The organism is Alkalibacillus silvisoli, from assembly GCF_039521975.1.
Taxonomy (GTDB): Bacteria; Bacillota; Bacilli; order Bacillales; family Alkalibacillaceae; genus Alkalibacillus; species Alkalibacillus silvisoli.
Genome location: NZ_BAAACZ010000019.1, coordinates 77,123 through 96,299 on the forward strand (window position 1 = coordinate 77,123; position 19,177 = coordinate 96,299).

20 protein-coding genes and 1 tRNA gene are annotated in these 19,177 nt (G+C 35.2%); 18 read left to right on the top strand and 3 right to left on the bottom strand.

The window, feature by feature from the left end; translation table 11 throughout:
• Window positions 1–4 precede the first annotated feature (4 nt).
• From rsmG to ABDZ63_RS12510, 5 genes are all read left to right on the top strand, one after another.
• Window positions 5–724 carry a 16S rRNA (guanine(527)-N(7))-methyltransferase RsmG gene (rsmG, locus tag ABDZ63_RS12490; RefSeq protein WP_343783952.1) on the top strand — a complete coding sequence of 240 codons (720 nt, stop codon included), beginning with the start codon at window positions 5–7 and terminating at the stop codon, window positions 722–724.
• A 219-nt stretch (window positions 725–943) separates the two neighbouring features.
• On the top strand, window positions 944–1,807 hold the full coding sequence (gene noc, locus ABDZ63_RS12495; protein WP_343783954.1) for a nucleoid occlusion protein: 864 nt from the start codon (window positions 944–946) through the stop codon (window positions 1,805–1,807).
• Between the two features lie 129 nt (window positions 1,808–1,936).
• Complete coding sequence (locus ABDZ63_RS12500; protein ID WP_343783956.1) at window positions 1,937–2,710, top strand: ParA family protein; 774 nt, start codon at window positions 1,937–1,939, stop codon at window positions 2,708–2,710.
• The gene (locus ABDZ63_RS12505; protein ID WP_343783958.1) at window positions 2,691–3,530 is read left to right on the top strand and encodes a ParB/RepB/Spo0J family partition protein; all 840 of its coding nucleotides are present in this window, start codon (window positions 2,691–2,693) and stop codon (window positions 3,528–3,530) included. Before ABDZ63_RS12500 ends, ABDZ63_RS12505 begins: the two co-directional genes overlap by 20 nt.
• A gap of 398 nt (window positions 3,531–3,928) precedes the next feature.
• Window positions 3,929–4,648, top strand: a complete 720-nt coding sequence (locus ABDZ63_RS12510) for a DUF554 domain-containing protein (protein WP_343783960.1) — start codon at window positions 3,929–3,931, stop codon at window positions 4,646–4,648.
• A 216-nt stretch (window positions 4,649–4,864) separates the two neighbouring features.
• Here ABDZ63_RS12510 and yyaC read toward each other — a convergent pair whose 3' ends face one another.
• Window positions 4,865–5,479, bottom strand: a complete 615-nt coding sequence (yyaC, locus tag ABDZ63_RS12515) for a spore protease YyaC (RefSeq protein WP_343783961.1) — start codon at window positions 5,477–5,479, stop codon at window positions 4,865–4,867.
• An 82-nt stretch (window positions 5,480–5,561) separates the two neighbouring features.
• On the opposite strand from yyaC, the gene ABDZ63_RS12520 reads away from it, so the two are divergent.
• The 12 genes from ABDZ63_RS12520 (at window position 5,562) to ABDZ63_RS12575 (ending at window position 16,436) form a co-directional block, all read left to right on the top strand.
• Window positions 5,562–6,584: a YkvI family membrane protein gene (locus ABDZ63_RS12520; protein ID WP_343783967.1), complete on the top strand. Its 1,023-nt coding sequence runs from the start codon at window positions 5,562–5,564 to the stop codon at window positions 6,582–6,584.
• Between the two features lie 39 nt (window positions 6,585–6,623).
• Window positions 6,624–6,821, top strand: coding sequence for a DUF951 domain-containing protein (locus ABDZ63_RS12525; protein ID WP_343783969.1), 198 nt, complete (start codon window positions 6,624–6,626; stop codon window positions 6,819–6,821).
• Window positions 6,822–7,014: 193 nt separating this feature from the next.
• Entirely contained in the window at window positions 7,015–8,115 is a 1,101-nt protein-coding gene (ychF, locus tag ABDZ63_RS12530; protein WP_343783971.1) for a redox-regulated ATPase YchF, read from the top strand.
• Window positions 8,116–8,246: 131 nt separating this feature from the next.
• Window positions 8,247–8,534 (top strand): 30S ribosomal protein S6, encoded by a 288-nt coding sequence (gene rpsF / locus ABDZ63_RS12535; RefSeq protein ID WP_343783972.1) that lies wholly within the window; start codon window positions 8,247–8,249, stop codon window positions 8,532–8,534.
• 12 nt (window positions 8,535–8,546) lie between these two features.
• Window positions 8,547–9,056, top strand: a complete 510-nt coding sequence (gene ssb, locus ABDZ63_RS12540; RefSeq protein WP_343783974.1) for a single-stranded DNA-binding protein — start codon at window positions 8,547–8,549, stop codon at window positions 9,054–9,056.
• 27 nt (window positions 9,057–9,083) lie between these two features.
• Complete coding sequence (rpsR, locus tag ABDZ63_RS12545; protein ID WP_343783976.1) at window positions 9,084–9,308, top strand: 30S ribosomal protein S18; 225 nt, start codon at window positions 9,084–9,086, stop codon at window positions 9,306–9,308.
• 200 nt (window positions 9,309–9,508) lie between these two features.
• Window positions 9,509–10,450, top strand: a complete 942-nt coding sequence (locus tag ABDZ63_RS12550; protein ID WP_343783978.1) for a YybS family protein — start codon at window positions 9,509–9,511, stop codon at window positions 10,448–10,450.
• A gap of 38 nt (window positions 10,451–10,488) precedes the next feature.
• On the top strand, window positions 10,489–12,462 hold the full coding sequence (locus ABDZ63_RS12555; protein ID WP_343783980.1) for a DHH family phosphoesterase: 1,974 nt from the start codon (window positions 10,489–10,491) through the stop codon (window positions 12,460–12,462).
• The gene (gene rplI / locus ABDZ63_RS12560; protein ID WP_343783982.1) at window positions 12,459–12,905 is read left to right on the top strand and encodes a 50S ribosomal protein L9; all 447 of its coding nucleotides are present in this window, start codon (window positions 12,459–12,461) and stop codon (window positions 12,903–12,905) included. The genes ABDZ63_RS12555 and rplI overlap by 4 nt, the downstream gene beginning before the upstream one ends.
• A 48-nt stretch (window positions 12,906–12,953) precedes the next feature.
• Window positions 12,954–14,306: a replicative DNA helicase gene (gene dnaB / locus ABDZ63_RS12565; RefSeq protein WP_343784002.1), complete on the top strand. Its 1,353-nt coding sequence runs from the start codon at window positions 12,954–12,956 to the stop codon at window positions 14,304–14,306.
• 396 nt (window positions 14,307–14,702) lie between these two features.
• Window positions 14,703–14,915, top strand: a complete 213-nt coding sequence (locus ABDZ63_RS12570) for a hypothetical protein (protein ID WP_343783984.1) — start codon at window positions 14,703–14,705, stop codon at window positions 14,913–14,915.
• A 234-nt stretch (window positions 14,916–15,149) separates the two neighbouring features.
• The gene (locus ABDZ63_RS12575) at window positions 15,150–16,436 is read left to right on the top strand and encodes an adenylosuccinate synthase (protein ID WP_343783986.1); all 1,287 of its coding nucleotides are present in this window, start codon (window positions 15,150–15,152) and stop codon (window positions 16,434–16,436) included.
• Between the two features lie 224 nt (window positions 16,437–16,660).
• Here the strand turns inward: ABDZ63_RS12575 and ABDZ63_RS12580 are convergent, their stop codons facing one another.
• Together ABDZ63_RS12580 and ABDZ63_RS12585 are read right to left on the bottom strand one after the other, a co-directional pair.
• Window positions 16,661–17,908: an MFS transporter gene (locus tag ABDZ63_RS12580; protein WP_343783988.1), complete on the bottom strand. Its 1,248-nt coding sequence runs from the start codon at window positions 17,906–17,908 to the stop codon at window positions 16,661–16,663.
• Between the two features lie 71 nt (window positions 17,909–17,979).
• Window positions 17,980–18,576, bottom strand: a complete 597-nt coding sequence (locus ABDZ63_RS12585; RefSeq protein ID WP_343783990.1) for a TetR/AcrR family transcriptional regulator — start codon at window positions 18,574–18,576, stop codon at window positions 17,980–17,982.
• A gap of 312 nt (window positions 18,577–18,888) precedes the next feature.
• Between ABDZ63_RS12585 and ABDZ63_RS12590 the strand changes: the two genes are divergently transcribed.
• Window positions 18,889–18,965, top strand: a tRNA-Asp gene (locus ABDZ63_RS12590).
• Window positions 18,966–19,177 lie beyond the last annotated feature (212 nt).

Genomic DNA, 19,177 nt, shown 5'->3' on the forward strand with positions numbered 1-19,177 from the left:
GCTTATGAACGAACTACAATTTCAATCCGCATTAAAAGAATATGGAATAGAGTTAGATGATAGTCAGTTGAATCAATTTAACCTTTACTATGAAACATTAGTAGAGTGGAATAATAAAATGAATTTAACAGCCATTACAGATCAGAAAGAAGTTTATTTAAAACATTTTTTTGACTCAATTTCTGCAGCATTTTATTATGATTTTGCTTCAAAACCTTTATCTATTTGTGATGTTGGAGCAGGAGCGGGGTTTCCGTCAATCCCGCTCAAAATTGTTTTCCCTCATTTAAAAATAACCATTGTTGATTCATTGAAAAAACGAATCACCTTTTTAAACCATTTAGCTGAGCAATTGGAATTAAACGACGTGGCATTTTATCATGATCGTGCCGAGACTTTTGCTAAAAATAAACTGTTTAGAGAATCATTCGATGTTGTGATTGCAAGAGCTGTCGCTAGAACTTCAGTATTAAGTGAACTGTGCATACCATTAGTTAAAGTGGATGGTTCATTTATTATGATGAAAGGGCCTAACATTGATGAAGAGTTACAAACAGGGAAACTAGCTATTAAAACATTAGGTGGGGAGCTATTAGACAATAGCCGTTTTAATTTACCAATAGAGGACAGTGAACGACACATTGTTCATGTTGAAAAAGTACGAATTTCACCTAAGAAATATCCGCGTAAACCGGGCACACCAAACAAGGAACCAATTGAGTAGATCAAGAAAATTGTTGATATTTGCCAAATCAGCACGAAAGAATGTAGCCAACTTTTACTTTATATTCACTCTATATTTATGGTAATATAAAAGTAGAGTGAGAGCGGTATAGAATAGAAGTGGGAGTATATACTATGCTTTTCAATGAAATGTTTCACGTGAAACATTTCATTTTTTACATAGATTATGAGAGAGTTGTAGAAGGTAGGTGCCAACTGAATGAGTTCGCTTAGTAGATTGTTTGGCAAAAATGAAGCTAAAGCAACAGAGGAACAGAGTGACATCCAGACTAACGAAGTACTAGAGATAGAAGTTAGTAAGATTCAGCCAAACCAATATCAACCAAGAACAATATTTGATGAAGAAAAGATTTCTGAGTTAGCACAAACAATTCATACACATGGTATGATCCAGCCGATCGTTGTACGTAAGTTAGAAGATGAGGATGCTTATGAACTGATTGCTGGTGAAAGACGATGGCGTGCAGTATCTTCATTAGAATGGGAAACGATTCCTGCAATTGTTAAAAACATGACAGATACGGAAACAGCATCTGTCGCTTTAATTGAAAACTTACAGCGTGAAGAATTAACGGTTGTTGAAGAAGCTATTGCATATGACCAACTTCTTCATACACACGGTTTAACGCAAGAAGCTTTAGCGCAAAGGCTAGGGAAGAGCCAATCAACCATTGCTAACAAATTGCGTCTGTTAAAGCTTCCGAGTGTTGTCCAACAAGCATTGTTAAATAAACAAATTACAGAAAGACACGCAAGAGCACTAATATCCTTAAAAGACGAAGAATTACAAGAAAAAGTACTAACTTTTATTATAGAAGAACAACTAAATGTGAAACAAACTGAAGAGCGGGTCCAACAATTATTAAACCCGGATCAGGAACAAGATAAAGAAAAGAAAAAACGTAAACCAACTATACAGGGTGTTAATAAAGATGTCCGAATCGCACTAAACACAATTAGACAGTCATTGAACATGGTGCAAGACACAGGAATGGATGTAGAAACTGAAGAAGAAGATGTCGATGATTATTATCAAATCACTATTAAAATCCCGAAAAAATAAACGTTTTATTGCAATTCCCCATCTTTTTTATAAAAGATGGGTCTTTTTTTCTAGCATATAACATATTACTATTGACTGTTTCATGATAAAATAATAGATATTGAAATATATAATAGGGCAGGTGACAATATGGGGAAAGTCATTGCCATCGCAAACCAAAAAGGTGGCGTAGGTAAAACGACAACAGCAGTGAACCTTAGTGCTTGTTTAGCTAATTTAGACAATAAAGTACTACTTATTGATATAGATCCCCAAGGAAATGCCACGAGTGGTGTGGGAATTAATAAAAGGGATATGGAAACATGTATATATGATATTTTAATTGAAGAAGAAGATGCTAAGTCTGTGTGTGTTCCATCAAAAGTACCTAACTTAGATGCAATTCCAGCAACAATTCAATTAGCTGGTTCAGAAATAGAGTTAGTCCCGACTATTTCAAGAGAACTTCGATTAAGGAAGGCTATAGAAGGTATCAGAAATGAATATGATTATATCATTATTGATTGCCCACCATCATTAGGGTTACTAACATTAAATGCTTTAACTGCAGCAGATAGCGTCATTATCCCGGTGCAGTGTGAATATTACGCATTAGAAGGATTGAGTCAATTATTAAACTCTGTAAGACTAGTACAACGTCGTTTGAACCAAAACCTTCAGATTGAAGGGGTGTTATTAACGATGTTAGATGCTAGAACAAATCTTGGTCTTCAAGTAATAGAAGAAGTTAAAAAGTATTTTCAGGATAAAGTGTTCCATTCAGTCATCCCAAGAAATGTACGTCTAGGTGAAGCGCCAAGTCATGGAGAGCCTATTATCCAATATGACTCTAAATCTAAAGGGGCAGAAGTATATAGTGATCTAGCGAAGGAAGTGATGGCGAATGGCCAAAGGGTTGGGTAAAGGATTAAATACAATTTTCCAAGAAGTTGATTATTATGAAGAGTCGGTTCAGGAAATTGAGTTAAAAGATTGTCGTCCAAATCCATATCAACCAAGGAAAGTATTTGACACTGAGGCAATTGAAGAGCTAAAGGATTCAATAGTTCAACACGGTGTTTTACAGCCAATTATTGTACGTAAAGGGATAAAGGGATATGAAATTGTTGTAGGCGAAAGACGTTTCCGTGCTTCTAAAGAAGCGGGTTTAACAACTATCTCAGCAGTCGTTAGGGAACTGTCTGATGAGCAGATGATGGAACTCGCTTTACTCGAAAACCTACAACGCGAGGATTTAAATCCAATCGAAGAGGCAGAAGCTTATGATCGATTAATTAACGAACTAAAGATCAAACAAGATGAACTTGCAAGGCGACTTGGAAAAAGTCGTCCGCATATTACTAATATGGTTCGTTTACTATCATTACCTGAAAGAGTCAGAGCTATGGTTAACAGTAAGGAATTAACCATGGGGCACGCCCGCGCTTTGTTATCAATTAAAGATGAAGATCAGTTGATGTTAGTAGCAGAGAAAGTACGAAAAGAAGGCTTAAATGTAAGGCAAACTGAACAGCTTATTACGAAGTTGAATGATAAACCGAAGAAAAAGGCTAGTGAAAAGAAAGATGTATTTATTACTTCAAAGGAAAATGAACTGCAAGAAAGATTAGGAACCGGCGTTAGTATTCAACAAGGTAAGAAAAAAGGAAAAATTGAAATTGAATATTTCGATCACGAAGATTTAGATCGAATTATCGACCTTTTAATTCAAGAGAAATCTTAGTCTTTGAGCTATAGTCTATCCTTAAATAAGGATAGACTATTTTTACAGATAGGGAATAATATAAGTGAAATTGCACCTCAGACTATACTGTTTAAGGTTTTGAATAGAGCGAGCCTTCACTACATATTTTAAATGTTTCACGTGAAACATTTTGCTTGGGTGAGAATTGTATGTTTCACGATCTGATCAGGTACTAATTTATATTTATAATCGAAATCAAGTGCCTCCTTTACTAGTTCATAAAGTAGAATCGCTATTAATTGCACACAGAGTAAGTTTGTTCTCTTTATTTTTTTGCAAACAGCTCAGCAGAGAGGGTGTGTTTTATTTGTTTTTAAAATGTTTCACGTGAAACATTTTAAGTTTGTTAATAAAAAGATGAAAGTGTGGTGGAATGTTTGGAGCTGCTTGGACCAATTGTTAACGGTATAGGGATTATAATTGGTACGTTATTCGGACTGTTTTTTAGTAGAATTCCAGAACGTTTTAAAGAGACTATCATGAGTGGAATTGGTTTAACAGTGATAATTATAGGTTTATCAATGGGATTAGCGTCTGACCGAATTATAGTGATTTTATTAAGTTTGTTAACGGGTGCAGTGATCGGTGAATTGTTTGATTTAGATGAAAAGTTAAATCGTCTGGGCGCATATATTGAAGCAAAATTCAATAAAGATGGTAAAAATGAATCTAAGATCTCCGAAGGGTTTGTAACAGCATCCTTAATCTTTGTAATTGGTGCATTAGCAGTAGTTGGCGCATTAGATAGTGGTTTAAGAGGAGATCATGAAATATTATACACAAAAGCATTAATTGATGGATTTGTTGCACTAGTTTTAACAACTACTTTAGGAATTGGTGTTATTTTTTCAGCAGTGCCAGTTGTACTATATGAAGGTGGAATTGCGTTATTTGCAACACAAATCGACAAGTTCATTCCTGAAGATTTACTTGAGTTGTTTATTGAAGATATGACAGCTACAGGCGGATTGTTAATTGTAGCTATTGGTTTAAATTTACTTAAAATTACACAGATAAGAGTGGCTAACTTGTTACCTAGCTTATTAACTGTAGGTATTGTTTTATATGTTTATATTCAAATAGAATCTATGCTTTAAATTAATATAAGTGTTAATGGTGTCTGAACATCTTGATTTTGTCAGGGGATTGACTAAGAAGCCCTCATTTCAAGTGAAACTAAGTGCGATAAGTTTATACTATATTCTATTTCCGGATAAACTTTGATTATAAAATGAACAGACTTAATCTTATGATAGTGACCCTTATATAAAATAGGCCTTCTCCAAAATTAAAGGGGGTGGCCTATTTTAATGTCACACTTCTGTCTTTGTTAAAAAGGATTTGTCATTCAATGACGTTACTTTTAATTTGTTTTTCCTTTTAAGTCTTGAGTCTAAAAGTGAAATAGCCTGGGCAAAAGTTTCGGACATTTCCATGATATGAGAGAGTCTAGTGCTCTGTAAAACAGCTAATTGAAGAAATCCGCCAGTATTAACGAAGCCTTTAACATTTAAGTCACCAACAGGAGGGATTTGTTTATTAAAGGCCGCACCAGGTTCTAAACCACCATTGCCAATTTTAAATGTTTTAATTTGGTCCGTCTGACCTAAAGCTGCATCAATCGCTATAATAAAGGGGTTATTATGGTGTTTATTGATGTAAGTTAATGAAGATTGTATGTTTTTTGCATGGACTGGTTCTTTAAGTGTTCCAAATATATGAAAGTGTTTTATTAGTTTAGCTTGTAGTAGTGTGCCAGTTAAAGGACCAAAACTATCACCTGTTGACCGGTCAGTTCCGATAAAAAGTAAGATAATCTCGTTGTAGTTCTTTGGGAGTGCATCTTCTAATACATTAGCAATCTTCCAACTTACTAGCCTTTCCTCACAGTGAAAAGAACTTGGACAATCATTAGTTAAATTAGACATAGATTTATCTCCTTAATCATACTTTTTAATAGTATATGGATAAGCTTTGTATTTTATACTTAGAACTCACTGGAGGATCAATATGATAAGAGGTATTCGTTGGATCGGTTTAATTATTGCAACTATGGTTGGGGCAGGTTATGCATCTGGACGTGAAATATGGGAGTTTTTTGGTCATGAAAGTAGTTTAGCTATTAGTATTTTTACAATATTATTCATTATTAGCTGTCATGTCATTTTGACGGTTAGCTATGAACTGAGAACAAAACATTATATGCCACTATTGCAAATGGTATTAGGAGAGAGAGCAGCTAAAGTTTATGATTGGTGTATTTTACTTTACTTATTTACGACGCTGTTTGTAATGATTTCGGGTAGTGGGGCAGCGGTGTCAATGTTTGACCTACCATTTATTGTTGGAGTAATGATTATGGTATTAGGTTTACTTCTAATTATTCCAAGAGGGATGGACGGGATCTTATCTATTAATCGAATACTGTTACCTGTGATGATTATTACTCTACTTTCTGTACTACTTTATTTTATTTTTCAACAACAGGTGCCGATAATTTATCAAATTAAAGAACAATCAAACTGGGTTGCATCTATTCCATTTACCTCTTTAAATGTGTTACCATTGATAGCTGTCTTAGGCGCCATAGGTAAAGAGATCAAAAGTAAAAAAGAAATCTATGTAGCTAGTATTGGTAGTGGGGTTGTGTTAGGGCTTATATCTTATTTTTATAATATAAGTTTAGTTCATGTAGCTGATCAGCTATACTTCTATGAAATTCCGTTATTTGCTATACTGTATGGCTATCCAATCGAGTTATTTTTAATTATGGCAGGACTATTAATATTCGCGATTTATACAACTGCCTTAACAAGTTTATTTGGTTTAATTGCAAGAGTAGAGGACATATTGAAATTGAGTAAAGGCAAGTTAGGGTTATTACTTATTGGGGTGGCATTACCATTTACGTTTGTCGGCTTCTCTACTTTAGTCAGCTATTTATATCCTTTATATGGTGTCATCAATTTATATGTATTAGCTATGCTTTTACTTTTCCCAATTATTAAACGAGCAGAGAAGTTTAAAATTTGATAAACTATAATTAGATTGGTTAAGTGGGAGGTTGTTGTCGTGGACCAGCAAAGCTATGAACTTAATGACTTAGTTGAAATGAAAAAAGAACATCCATGTGGTTCAAATGAATGGAAAATTATACGTATGGGCATGGATATCCGTATAAAATGCCAAGGGTGTCAACATAGTGTCTTAATCCCAAGAAAGAAATTTAATAAAAACATAAAAAAAATTATAAAAAAAGAAGAAAAATAAAATGTTTCACGTGAAACATTTTATTAAGTTTTTGTAGTAAATAAAAATAAGTAGTAAAAATGTGTAAACAAAGGTCATTGGGCCTTTGTTTTTTTGATTTTGTTTGAACTTGTTTTTTTCCTATTTAATCTCTATAATTGGTATGACTAATCTTGAATATTGGGAACGGAACTTTGAAGGAGTGGAGTGTTACATGTCATTAACAGCAGGAATCGTAGGTTTGCCTAACGTTGGGAAATCGACGTTATTTAATGCAATTACACAAGCGGGAGCGTTATCGGCAAACTACCCTTTCGCAACGATTGATCCTAACGTTGGTATTGTTGAGGTGCCTGATGAGCGTTTGTATAAATTAACTGAGCTAGTAAATCCCCAAAAAACAATTCCAACATCATTTGAATTTACAGATATTGCCGGGATTGTTGAGGGCGCTAGTAAAGGTGAAGGCCTAGGCAACCAATTCTTATCACATATTAGACAAGTAGATGCAATTTGTCATGTTGTACGTTGCTTTTCTGATGACGACATTACTCACGTATCTGGTCGAGTAGATCCAATTAGTGATATTGAAACGATTAACTTAGAGTTGATTTTAGCGGATTTAGAGACAGTTATGAAACGTTATCCAAAAGTAGAAAAGCTTGCTAAACAGAAAGATAAAGAAGCGGGTTATGAATTCGAAGTTTTAGAGAAGTTAAAGAATGCATTTGAAAATGAACAGCCTGCTCGTGCTATCGAATTTACAAAAGAACAAATGAAATATGTTAAATCACTACATTTACTTACTATTAAGCCTATTCTATACGTAGCAAATGTTGGAGAAGACGAGCTATTAGATGTAGAGAGTAATGAGAAAGTAAAGCAAGTAAATGAGTATGCTGAAAATGAAGGTGCAGGCGTGATTGTCGTATGTGCTAAAGTGGAATCTGAAATTGCTGAACTTGAAGGTGAGGAAAAGCAAGAGTTTCTGGATGAATTAGGCATTGAGGAATCAGGGTTAGATCAATTAATTAGAGCTTCATATGATATGTTAGGTTTGGCAACGTATTTTACAGCAGGTGAAAAGGAAGTGCGTGCTTGGACATTTAAGAATGGAATGACTGCACCACAAGCTGCTGGTGTCATACACTCTGACTTTGAAAGAGGTTTTATTCGAGCTGAGACAGTTTCATATGATCATTTAAATGAAGCTGGTTCAATGGTTGTGGCAAAAGAGCAAGGCAATGTTCGTTTAGAAGGTAAAGAATACCTTGTTCAAGATGGAGACGTCATCCATTTTAGGTTTAACGTGTAAAAAGGGTCTAATATTATTATTGTCAGTGGGATAAGTTTTTGTTATAATTTTATGATGTGAGTAATTGACAGGAAAAATTACTCCTTGCCCTAAACAAAAGGGCCGCTAAGTCCAAGAGGAGGTGAAGACGGATGAATAAATATGAAATCATGTACATCATCCGCCCAGATGTTGAGGAGGAAGCTCGTAAAGATGTAGTCGAGCGCTTCAGCCAGGTTTTAACTGATAATGGTGCGGAGATCGAAAATGTAGATGAATTGGGTATGCGTCGTTTAGCATACGAAATTAATGATTACCGTGATGGTTATTACGTAGTTGTTAACTTCGGAGGCGATGCAGCTGCAATTGACGAGTTTGACCGTAAGGCGAAGTTTACTGATGATGTTATTCGTCATATGGCTATTCGTAACGATCAATAAGGAGTGTTTGATGTGTTAAATCGTGTAGTATTAGTTGGTAGGTTAACTAAAGACCCTGAACTACGTTATACACCCAATGGAGTAGCTGTCGCTAATTTCACAGTTGCCGTAAATAGACCTTTTTCAAATCAACAAGGCGAAAGAGAAGCAGACTTTATAAATTGTGTGATTTGGAGACGTCCAGCAGAAAACCTAGCAAATTATATGAGTAAAGGAAGTATGATTGGCGTTGACGGTCGCATTCAAACGAGAAACTTTGAAGGCCAAGACGGTAAACGAGTGTTTATGACAGAGGTTGTAGCTGATAGTGTACAATTCTTAGAGTCAAGAGGCTCTAACCAGGGTGGACAACCAGGCCGCACATCAAACCAATCACAACAGACAAATCAAAGTGGATTCCAACCACAACAATCAAACCAAAGTGGGTTCCAATCACAACAGGACGCAAAACCGAAAAGTGATAACCCATTCGAAGATAGTGGTGAACCGGTCGATTTATCCGATGACGATTTACCATTTTAAAAGGTAACAAAAAGGAGGTTATGACTTATGGCACGTCGTGGACGCAAACGTCGTAAGGTTTGTTATTTTAAAGCAAATAACATTACACACATCGACTACAAAGATATTGATCTTCTAAAACGTTTCGTTTCTGAGCGTGGTAAAATTTTACCTCGTCGTGTAACTGGAACGTCTGCAAAGTATCAACGTAAATTAACAGTTGCAATTAAGCGCGCTAGACAAATGGCTCTATTGCCATATGTGAGCGAATAATAATAAATGGTGTTGTAAATCTGGTATTTACAACACCATTTTATTTATGTGAAGCTTTCATCTTTAAGGTGTTACACCTGTTCATTGCTTTACTTTTCATGTATGATATATGCAACCCTTATGTAAGGTTTATTTTTACAAATAAAAGTAAAAATTGATAAAATAAAAAGTATGTGATTAATCAAACAGAGGTGCAAGTTATGAATGACCGTAAAATCGTTAAAGACGGTGCTATATTAGGTGCCATTTTTATACTACTTTTAATCATGACGTTCTTTATACCGATTATTAGCTTGATATCGATCTTTTTATTGCCAGTACCATTGATCATTTTTGCAGGACGGTACGGGATAAAGCCTAGTGTAATAGTGTTAATGATATTGAGTTTAATTAGTGTCATCTTATTATCTATTTTCTCATTACCTTTAACATTCGTTATGGGATTAGGTGGATTAGCGATTGGGTTGGCTATCTATAGTAAGAAAGAAGCTTATGAAACATGGGCTCAAGGGACGTTTAGTTTTGCGATCGGTATCGCAACAGTTTATGTCTTAACGCAGTTTATCTTTGATGTTAATTGGATTCATGAGCTTAATGTATTAATAGAAGATTCCCTAGAATCAACCATGACTCTATTCGAACAAGTTGGTGTTCAAGTTAGCCAAGAAGAGTTTGAAGTTTTACAGCAAAGTATCAATGATTTGATGTATTTAATACCGACTGGAATGGTGTTAATCGGACTAACATTAGCTTTTGTATCTCAGTGGGTAGGTTATAAAGTGATTAACCGTCTTGATTCAACTCAATTTAAATTCCCACCATTTAGAGAGTTTAGATTGCCGGCTTCAATCATTTGGATCTTTTTATTAGGAATTATTTTAACCTGGATTTATACTGATCCGGCTGACACTATGTATTTAGCAGCAGCGAATTTATATGCCTTACCAGGAGTATTATTAGTGTTACAAGGGTTATCTTTTGTTTTTTACTTTACACATTATAAAAATTGGTCTAGAGCTCTACCAGTAATGACGGTAATTATATTTGTCTTATTTCCATTTCTCCTTATTTATCCGTTAAGAATTTTAGGTATAATTGACTTAGGATTTCAATTACGAGATCGTCTAAGCGGAAAGAAGTAAAGGAAGAGCATGTCTGTCTTTAGGGAGATGACGTTAGAATGAATGATGTTAAGAGTTTAATCGTTAATAAAAATGTTTGGTTGCTATATATTATGGCAGTCATTTTAACGTTAATTGTCATATATTATCAGTGGATGATTGGGTTGTTTTTATCAATCGTTCTCGGGTTAATTATATATTTAGGTTTAAGGACAGAAGAGCGCCTTAAGAAAAAGACTGAACAATATATATCAACTCTATCTTATCGTGTGAAGAAGGTTGGGGAAGAAGCGCTTCTTGAAATGCCTTTTGGTATTATCTTATTTAGTGATGAATATCAAATTGAGTGGGCTAACCCTTATATGAATAATTTCTTTGGGGCTGATGAGACGCTAATTGGCGAAAATCTATCAGAGCTATCTGAAGATATTATTTCAGCGATTAAAGATGAGGATGAAGAATTTTGGGTCAAAATAGATGACAAAACTTATCAAGTCATTATTAAAAGAGAAGAAAAGCTATTATATTTCTTTGACCGAACTTCTCTTGCTAATTTAGATACACAATACCATAACGAAGAGACTGTATTATCGATCATTTATTTAGACAACTATGAAGAATTAACGCAAGCCATGGATGACACGTCGAAAAGCCATATGAATTCGCAAGTGACTTCTATATTAAACAACTGGTCGAGTGAGTATGGGTTTTACTTAAAGCGAACCTCCCAAGAACGGTTCTTAGCTGTTATGAATCGTGAAATCTTAGAAAAACTCGAAGCATCTAAATTTGAAATTTTGGATGAAGTAAGAGAATTAATTTCAGATCAAAATGTTCCACTGACTTTAAGTATTGGAATTGGTAGAGGGACTTCTAACTTACCTGAGTTAGGTGAAATGGCACAATCAAGTCTAGATTTAGCTTTAGGACGTGGCGGAGACCAAGTCGCGATTAAGAACGAACATGGTAAAGTTAAATTTTTCGGTGGTAAAACAAATCCAATGGAAAAAAGAACTCGCGTTCGTGCAAGAGTGATTTCACATGCTTTGCGTGAACTCGTTAACGAAAGTGAAAAAGTTATTATTATGGGACACCAAATGCCTGACATGGACTCGATTGGTTCATCAGTCGGTATTTTGAAGATGGTGCAACAAAATAATAAAGACGGCTTTATCGTATTTGACCCAGACGGTGTTAATACTGGAGTTCAAAAACTAATTGATGAAATTGATGAAGATGAATCCTTAGCTGATTGGTTTATTACCCCTGAGCAATCATTAGATATCGTGTCGAAAAACACGTTAGTTGTCGTAGTCGATACTCACAAACCGTCTATGGTTATGGAAGAGAAATTACTCAGTCGAACTGAACATGTTGTAGTTATTGATCACCATAGGCGTGCAGAAGAGTTTATTGATGATCCGACCTTGGTTTATATGGAACCATATGCTTCTTCAACTGCAGAATTAATAACTGAACTGTTACAATATCAAGACGGGCGGGTTAAGTTAAGTACTTTAGAATCCTCAGCCTTATTAGCAGGAATTATTGTCGATACGAAGTCATTTACGTTAAGAACAGGCTCAAGAACGTTTGATGCAGCCTCTTATTTACGATCAAAAGGTGCAGATACAGTCTTTGTTCAAAAGTTACTAAAAGAAGATTTAGATGTTTATATTAGAAGAAGTGAACTGATTAAAAATGCGATCGTTTATAAAGAAGGTGTCGCGATTGCTAAAGGTCGCTCAGGTGAAAGTTATGGTCCAATTATTATCGCACAAGCAGCCGATACCTTATTAACAATGGATGGTGTTCAAGCTTCTTTTGTAATCTCTGAACGTAAAGACGATAAAATTGGTGTGAGTGCCCGTTCGTTAGGTGATATTAATGTTCAGGTCATCATGGAGCAAATGAATGGTGGTGGCCACTTAACGAATGCAGCGACACAACTAGAAGATACGACACTTGAACAAGTGGAAGAGCAGTTAAGGGATATAATTGATGAATATTTACAAGGGGGAGACTCATCATGAAAGTAATTTTTACAAGTGATGTTAAAGGTAAAGGTAAAAAAGGCGAAGTAAAAGATGTTAACGAAGGTTATGCACGTAACTATTTATTTAAGCACAATTTAGCTGTTGAGGCGAATAAGGGCAATCTTAAACAGTTAGAAGGCCAAAGGAAAAAGCAACAAGAACAAGCACAACAAGAGTTAGATGAAGCTAAACAGCTGAAAAATACAATGGAAGACTTAACAGTAGAACTGTCTGCTAAATCAGGTGACTCTGGACGTTTATTTGGTTCTGTGACGAGCAAACACATTGCTGATGATTTAAAGAAATCTCACAACATTAAAGTCGACAAACGTAAAATCGAGTTAGATGATCCCATTAGAACGTTAGGTTATACCCATGTACCTGTTAAATTACACCCAGACGTTACAGCAACTTTAAAAGTACATGTTAACGAACAATAATGGTAAAGAAACTCCGGTTTTAAAGGAGGAACTGATGTGGCAGACGATATGATGCAAGACCGTACGCCCCCTCATAATATAGAGGCAGAACAAGCCGTTTTAGGGGCAATATTTCTAGAACCTGATGCCATTGTCTCAGCAAGTGAAATGTTATCACCAGAAGATTTTTATCGTATTAGTCATAAAAGAATCTTTGAAATTATGCTTCGTTTAATGGATAAAGGTGAACCCATTGACTTAGTAACAGTCACCACTGCATTAACTGATGCTGAAATGTTAAATGATGTTGGAGGCGTATCTTACTTAACGGATATTGCGAATTCAGTTCCAACAGCAGCTAATATTGATTACTACGCGCGCATTGTAGAAGAGAAATCAACTTTAAGAAGTATTATTTCAGCAGCAACTGGCATTGTAACGAGAACATTTGAAGAAAATGAGGAAGTTACAGAGCTTCTAGATCATGCTGAAAAGACGATCTTAGATATTTCACAAGATAAGTCTTCTGGTAAGTTCCGTAACATTAAAGATGTCTTAATCAATGTTTATGACAATATTGAACAACTACACCATCATGATGAAGAAGTAACAGGTGTAGCAACAGGGTTTAGAGACTTAGACCAGATCACTTCTGGTTTCCAAAAAAACGATATGATCATTATTGCTGCCCGTCCATCTGTAGGTAAGACAGCCTTTGCATTGAATATTGCTCAAAATGTCGCCATTCATTCAAGTGAGAATGTTGCCTTATTCAGTTTAGAGATGGGTGCTGAACAGTTAGTGAGCCGTATGTTGTGTGCAGAAGGGAATATTGATGCTCAACGACTACGTACAGGTAAGCTTGAAGAGGAAGACTGGGGTAAACTAACTATGGCTATGGGTAGCTTATCAAACGCTGGGATCTATATTGATGATACACCAGGTGTTAAGATTAACGAAATCCGTTCTAAATGCCGCCGACTTAAACAGGAGTCTGGCCTAGGAATGATTATGATTGACTATTTACAGCTAATCCAAGGCCCTCCAGGTGGTAGTGAAAGTCGTCAACAAGAAGTATCTGAGATCTCAAGGTCATTAAAAGCTTTAGCACGTGAGCTTGAAGTACCGGTCATTGCACTTTCACAGTTATCCCGCGGTGTTGAACAAAGACAAGATAAACGCCCAATGATGTCTGACTTACGTGAGTCAGGAAGTATTGAGCAGGATGCTGATATTGTAGGTTTCTTATACCGTGATGACTATTATGAGGAAGATAGTGAAAAAGAGAATATCATTGAAATTATTATTGCTAAGCAACGTAATGGACCTGTAGGCACGGTTGATTTGGCCTTTGTTAAAGAATATAACAAATTCGTCGATTTAGACCGGCGATATGGTGAAGCTGACATACCGCCTGCATAATCTATTAATTCATGGCATCTTTGTAAATGGTTAATTTAACAAACTAAAATAATAGAGTGAGACAGAAATAACAGACCTAAAGCTATAGTTAGGTCTGTTATTTTTTAGGAATATAGATAAGAATGGAGGTGAAAGGATATAATAACTTACGTGATAATTTATCTTTTGATCTTTCCTTTATGTACCTTACTTCATGAAGTAGGACACGGTATTGGTGTTGTATTGTTCTCAAAATCCCATGCCTATATTTATTTAGGTGGGAGTAAAGGGAACAAGCAAAACTTTAATATCGGGAGGCTACATTTTCACATTCGATGGTCTTACTTAGGTTATTGTAGTTGGGATGGAAATTTAGAAAAACAACAAAGAATGACCGCACTAGCAGGAGGACCAATGATGTCTCTTATACTTGTTTGCTTATCTTTACTGTTGATACTTGAGGTTTCATATACAGGTCTAGTTTCCATTCTAAATGGGGTATTAGTTTATAATTTACTTCAATTTCTAGTAACAGCTATTCCAATGACCTATCCTCGTTGGTTTGGTGTTTTGGGTAATCATCCATCAGACGGATTACAACTATTACGCTTGTTGAGATCTAATAATTGAGTCTTAGTAGTGAGGAAGCATTTCATTTTATTAAAGAGATGCATTTCTTTTTGTGTATTTATAGAGAATAAAGTAAAGAATAGTATTGTTTAAAAAAGCACACTCCTTTTTACAAAAACCGTACAATTAAACAAAAAACAAATTATAAATTCGGTTTTCGATTGAAATAGAGGAGTAATACTGATAATATTAGTTTGTATTGATTGAATATCGGAATTTTAGGAGGTCCATTTTATGACAACAGCGATTGTAGTTGGTACGCAATGGGGCGATGAAGGTAAAGGTAAGATTACAGACTTCTTAGCACAAGATGCAGATGTCGTAGCACGTTATCAAGGCGGCGACAATGCAGGTCATACGATTAAATTTAACGGAGATACATATAAATTACATTTAATACCATCAGGTGTGTTTAACTCTGATAAAGTCTGTCTATTAGGCAATGGGATGGTCATTAATCCAGAGTCATTAATTAAAGAAATGGAATATGTTGAAGGCTTCGGTCTGACTTTAGAACATTTAAAAATAAGTAACCGTGCACATGTCATTATGCCGTATCATATTGAACTAGATCGTCTTCAAGAAGAAAGAAAAGGTAAAGAAAAGCAGATAGGCACGACTAAAAAAGGAATAGGGCCAGCTTATAGTGACAAAGTAAACCGTTCAGGTGTGCGCTTTGCAGATTTAATTGACCCTGAATCTTTATATGAGTTAGTCATGACGCAGGTCGAAGAGACAAATGAATTGTTAGAAAAAATATATGACGCACCAAAGTTAGATGCTCAAGAGATTTATGAAACATATAAGCAATATGGTGAAAGATTAGCACATTACGTAACAGATACATCTGTGTTGTTAGATGAAGCTACATCAGAAGGACGCCACATCTTATTTGAAGGTGCACAAGGGGTTATGCTCGACCTTGACCATGGCACATATCCATATGTCACATCATCAAGCACTTCAGCAGCTGGTGTAGCAACAGGTAGTGGAATTGGCCCGAATAAAATCGATCGTGTCATTGGAGTATCTAAAGCTTATACAACACGCGTCGGTGATGGACCTTTCCCAACAGAACTACATGATGAAATTGGTGAACAAATTCGTGAAGTAGGTCGTGAATATGGAACAACAACTGGGCGCCCAAGACGAGTAGGCTGGTTTGACTCCGTCGTCATTAACCATGCAAGAAGGACAAGCGGCATTACTGACATCTCATTGAATTCTCTAGATGTATTAACAGGAATTGATCAATTAAGGATTTGTGTCGGTTATGAACATGAAGGAGAAGTGATTAAAGGTTATCCAGCTAGCCAAAAACAATTAACAAAATGTCAGCCAGTATACGAAGAGTTAGTAGGGTGGCACGAGGATTTAACAGAGGTTAAACGTTTTGAAGACTTACCTGAAGCGGCTCAAAGTTATATTAACCGCATTGAAGAGCTGACAGGCGTTCGTGTTGCAATCTTTTCTGTTGGACCAGACCGTGAACAAACAGTTGTAAGGAATGCGATTTATTAAATATAAGTTTATGAAAATTAGTATGAAGCTCCTAATATTTTATGGAGCTTCATTTTTTTAATAAAATATGTATCCCATTAGCTCAGAAAAAGTGGAAAAGATAAAAGGAGAGGAGAGTGAACTCTGTTTTTATTTTTTTGCTTCTTCTTCAAATAAAATTTATATGTTAGTATGTCACATCACATCTACTTTTAATAAATGAAATTTTATTGAACACGTTTTCTTTATTTATTATAGAGAGGACTTTCTTGTTTTGTTAAATTGAAAAATAAAAGTGTACTCCAAACTCCCATGGAACCAATCAAAAATGTTAATAAAGATGGTGGTAACCAACTACTAAGTATCAAAAAAACTCCAGCCATACTTACACCTATCATAATAGCAATTGAGTACGCTGCCATATAAGTACTTCGAGCGTGATCAGGTACAATATTTGAGAGCATAGTTTGTTTAACCGGGATATGAATCATTTCTCCGATGGATGCAATAATAATCGCTATAATAAGGATATAAGGTGTCGTACTTATGCTTATGACAGTGTATGCCCCGAAAAAAAGAATCAAACCGATTAACAATAAACTCCTATCATTACAGTTTTTAATTTGCTTCGTAACAAGAATTGTAAAGCAAACAATAATGATTGTATTTGTTGATTTAAGTATTCCTAGAAGGTTAACCCCATCTATTTCAATTAAAAGAAAAGGTGCAAGTGGAACTGGGTTTTCGATTTCGTTTGCGAGACGAACCCCTATATAATTAGTTAACTGTTCTTCAACAGATACAATTAGGAGGCTAGCAATGGAAAAAATAGCGAAGAATCTATGAGAGAGAATTTGGATGTATGCCTTAAACATTAAAAAACTCTTGTAACTATTCTCTCTCACTTTTTCAAAGGCAGGTGTATAAGTTTCTTTAATAAACAAAAGGGTGATGAAGAAAACACATAAAGAAGCTACTGCAACCCCAATAAAAAGAGGGAAAATGTAATTAAAAAAAAGAAAAGCACCGATCATACTGCCAATTGCAATACCGATATTTCTTATCCAATAGGAGTAAGTATAAATAACCCTCCTTTCTTCAGGTAAGCTTATATCAATGATTAAGGCTTGATAAACCGGATTACCTACTCCAGTACTAAACTGAATAACTAAAAACGCAACAAATGTAGCGTATGGGAATGTGCCCAAGGGGGAGTTGGCAAAAGCAGCACAAACAAACCCAATAAAAATAATAAATTCAGACAAAAGAATAATCCTCTTCCTTCCAATTTTGTCAGAGACATAGCCTCCTAAAATAGATCCCAAGACATTAACAAACATTACTGCCAAAAACAAAATCCCCGTGATAATCGTCCCTACTAATCCCGAAAAATAAATGATTATGTAAGGAAGTACCGCCATTGTCGACACCGTTGATATTAATAAAAGAAACAATCGAATTTTAATTGTCGGGTTTAATTTAGTAATAGTCATATTATACACCCCTTATCCCTTATAAACGATTGATTAATCAATCGTTATTGTGGTAAAAATAGAACCTATTTTTAAATAGGTCCGAATAAATTTACTGCTGAGGAAATATACTGTTTCCACATTTCACTGTATCTAGAGTCTGTTGTATTTAAACGAATACCAATTAGAAGACTGGTATATAAAGTAGCAACCACTAATGGATCTTGTTCAACAAACATTCCTTTTTGCTGCCCATTCTTTACAAGTAACCCAACTCTTTCTCTAAATTTGTTATGAAAATCATCTAGCTCTTTAAATATATCAGGGTATCTCTGATGCTGTCCTACTACGTGAACGACAAGCGTTAAGTAATTGTTGACCCCTGCAAAAAGTTCAATGTGAGTTTTAATCATATTTTCTAACTCTTGCCTGGGATTATCGGCGTCTGTATCAAAATCAAATACAACCTCAGAGAATTCTTTAAGAGGTTCCACAACAGCAGTATAAAAAAGTTCTTCTTTATCTTTGAAATATGTGAAAACACTTCCAAAACTAACACTTGCTACTTCAGAAACTTTCTTTATGGTTGTTCCTTCAAACCCTTCCGTTGCAAAAAGAAATGTGGCAGATTCAAGAATTCTCTTTCTTTTCTTTTCCATATTAAGTAACTGTTGTTCAGATAAAGGCATAATTATTTATCTCACTCCTTACGATTGATTAATCAATCATTTTTAAATATAATAGCAAATAAATTTGATAATGTACAGAAATAAATTTGAGGATAAATTACGTCACTTCCAAGTTTTCTTTCTCGTAAATATAAATTTTTAGTATAATATAATTGTGAATTAAGATACACCCCTAAGAAACTAGGTTTTAAATAAAAACTAAACAACCTTTTTAAGTCTAATAGTTCTGAGCAAAGAAATATTTTATTAAAAAATACAAAATAACTTGTCAAAACTTTTAAGACTGTGGTAATATTAACGCTGTTGGCAAAAGGTCCGGTAGTTCAGTTGGTTAGAATGCCTGCCTGTCACGCAGGAGGTCGCGGGTTCGAGTCCCGTCCGGACCGCCATTTTTTCGGTACATATAAAATGGAAAATGGTATAACTTAAGTAATATGTAAGGTTCATCCGTGTAGCTTTAGGAGCAAAAAGCCACCGGAGAATAAGCTAAGTCTGTGAGCACAGAGAAGTCTAACAAGTAAGCGTGAATTACACAACAATATTAATAATACTTATGGCTCGGTAGCTAAGCGTAAACATCAGAGAATAACATCCATGTAGC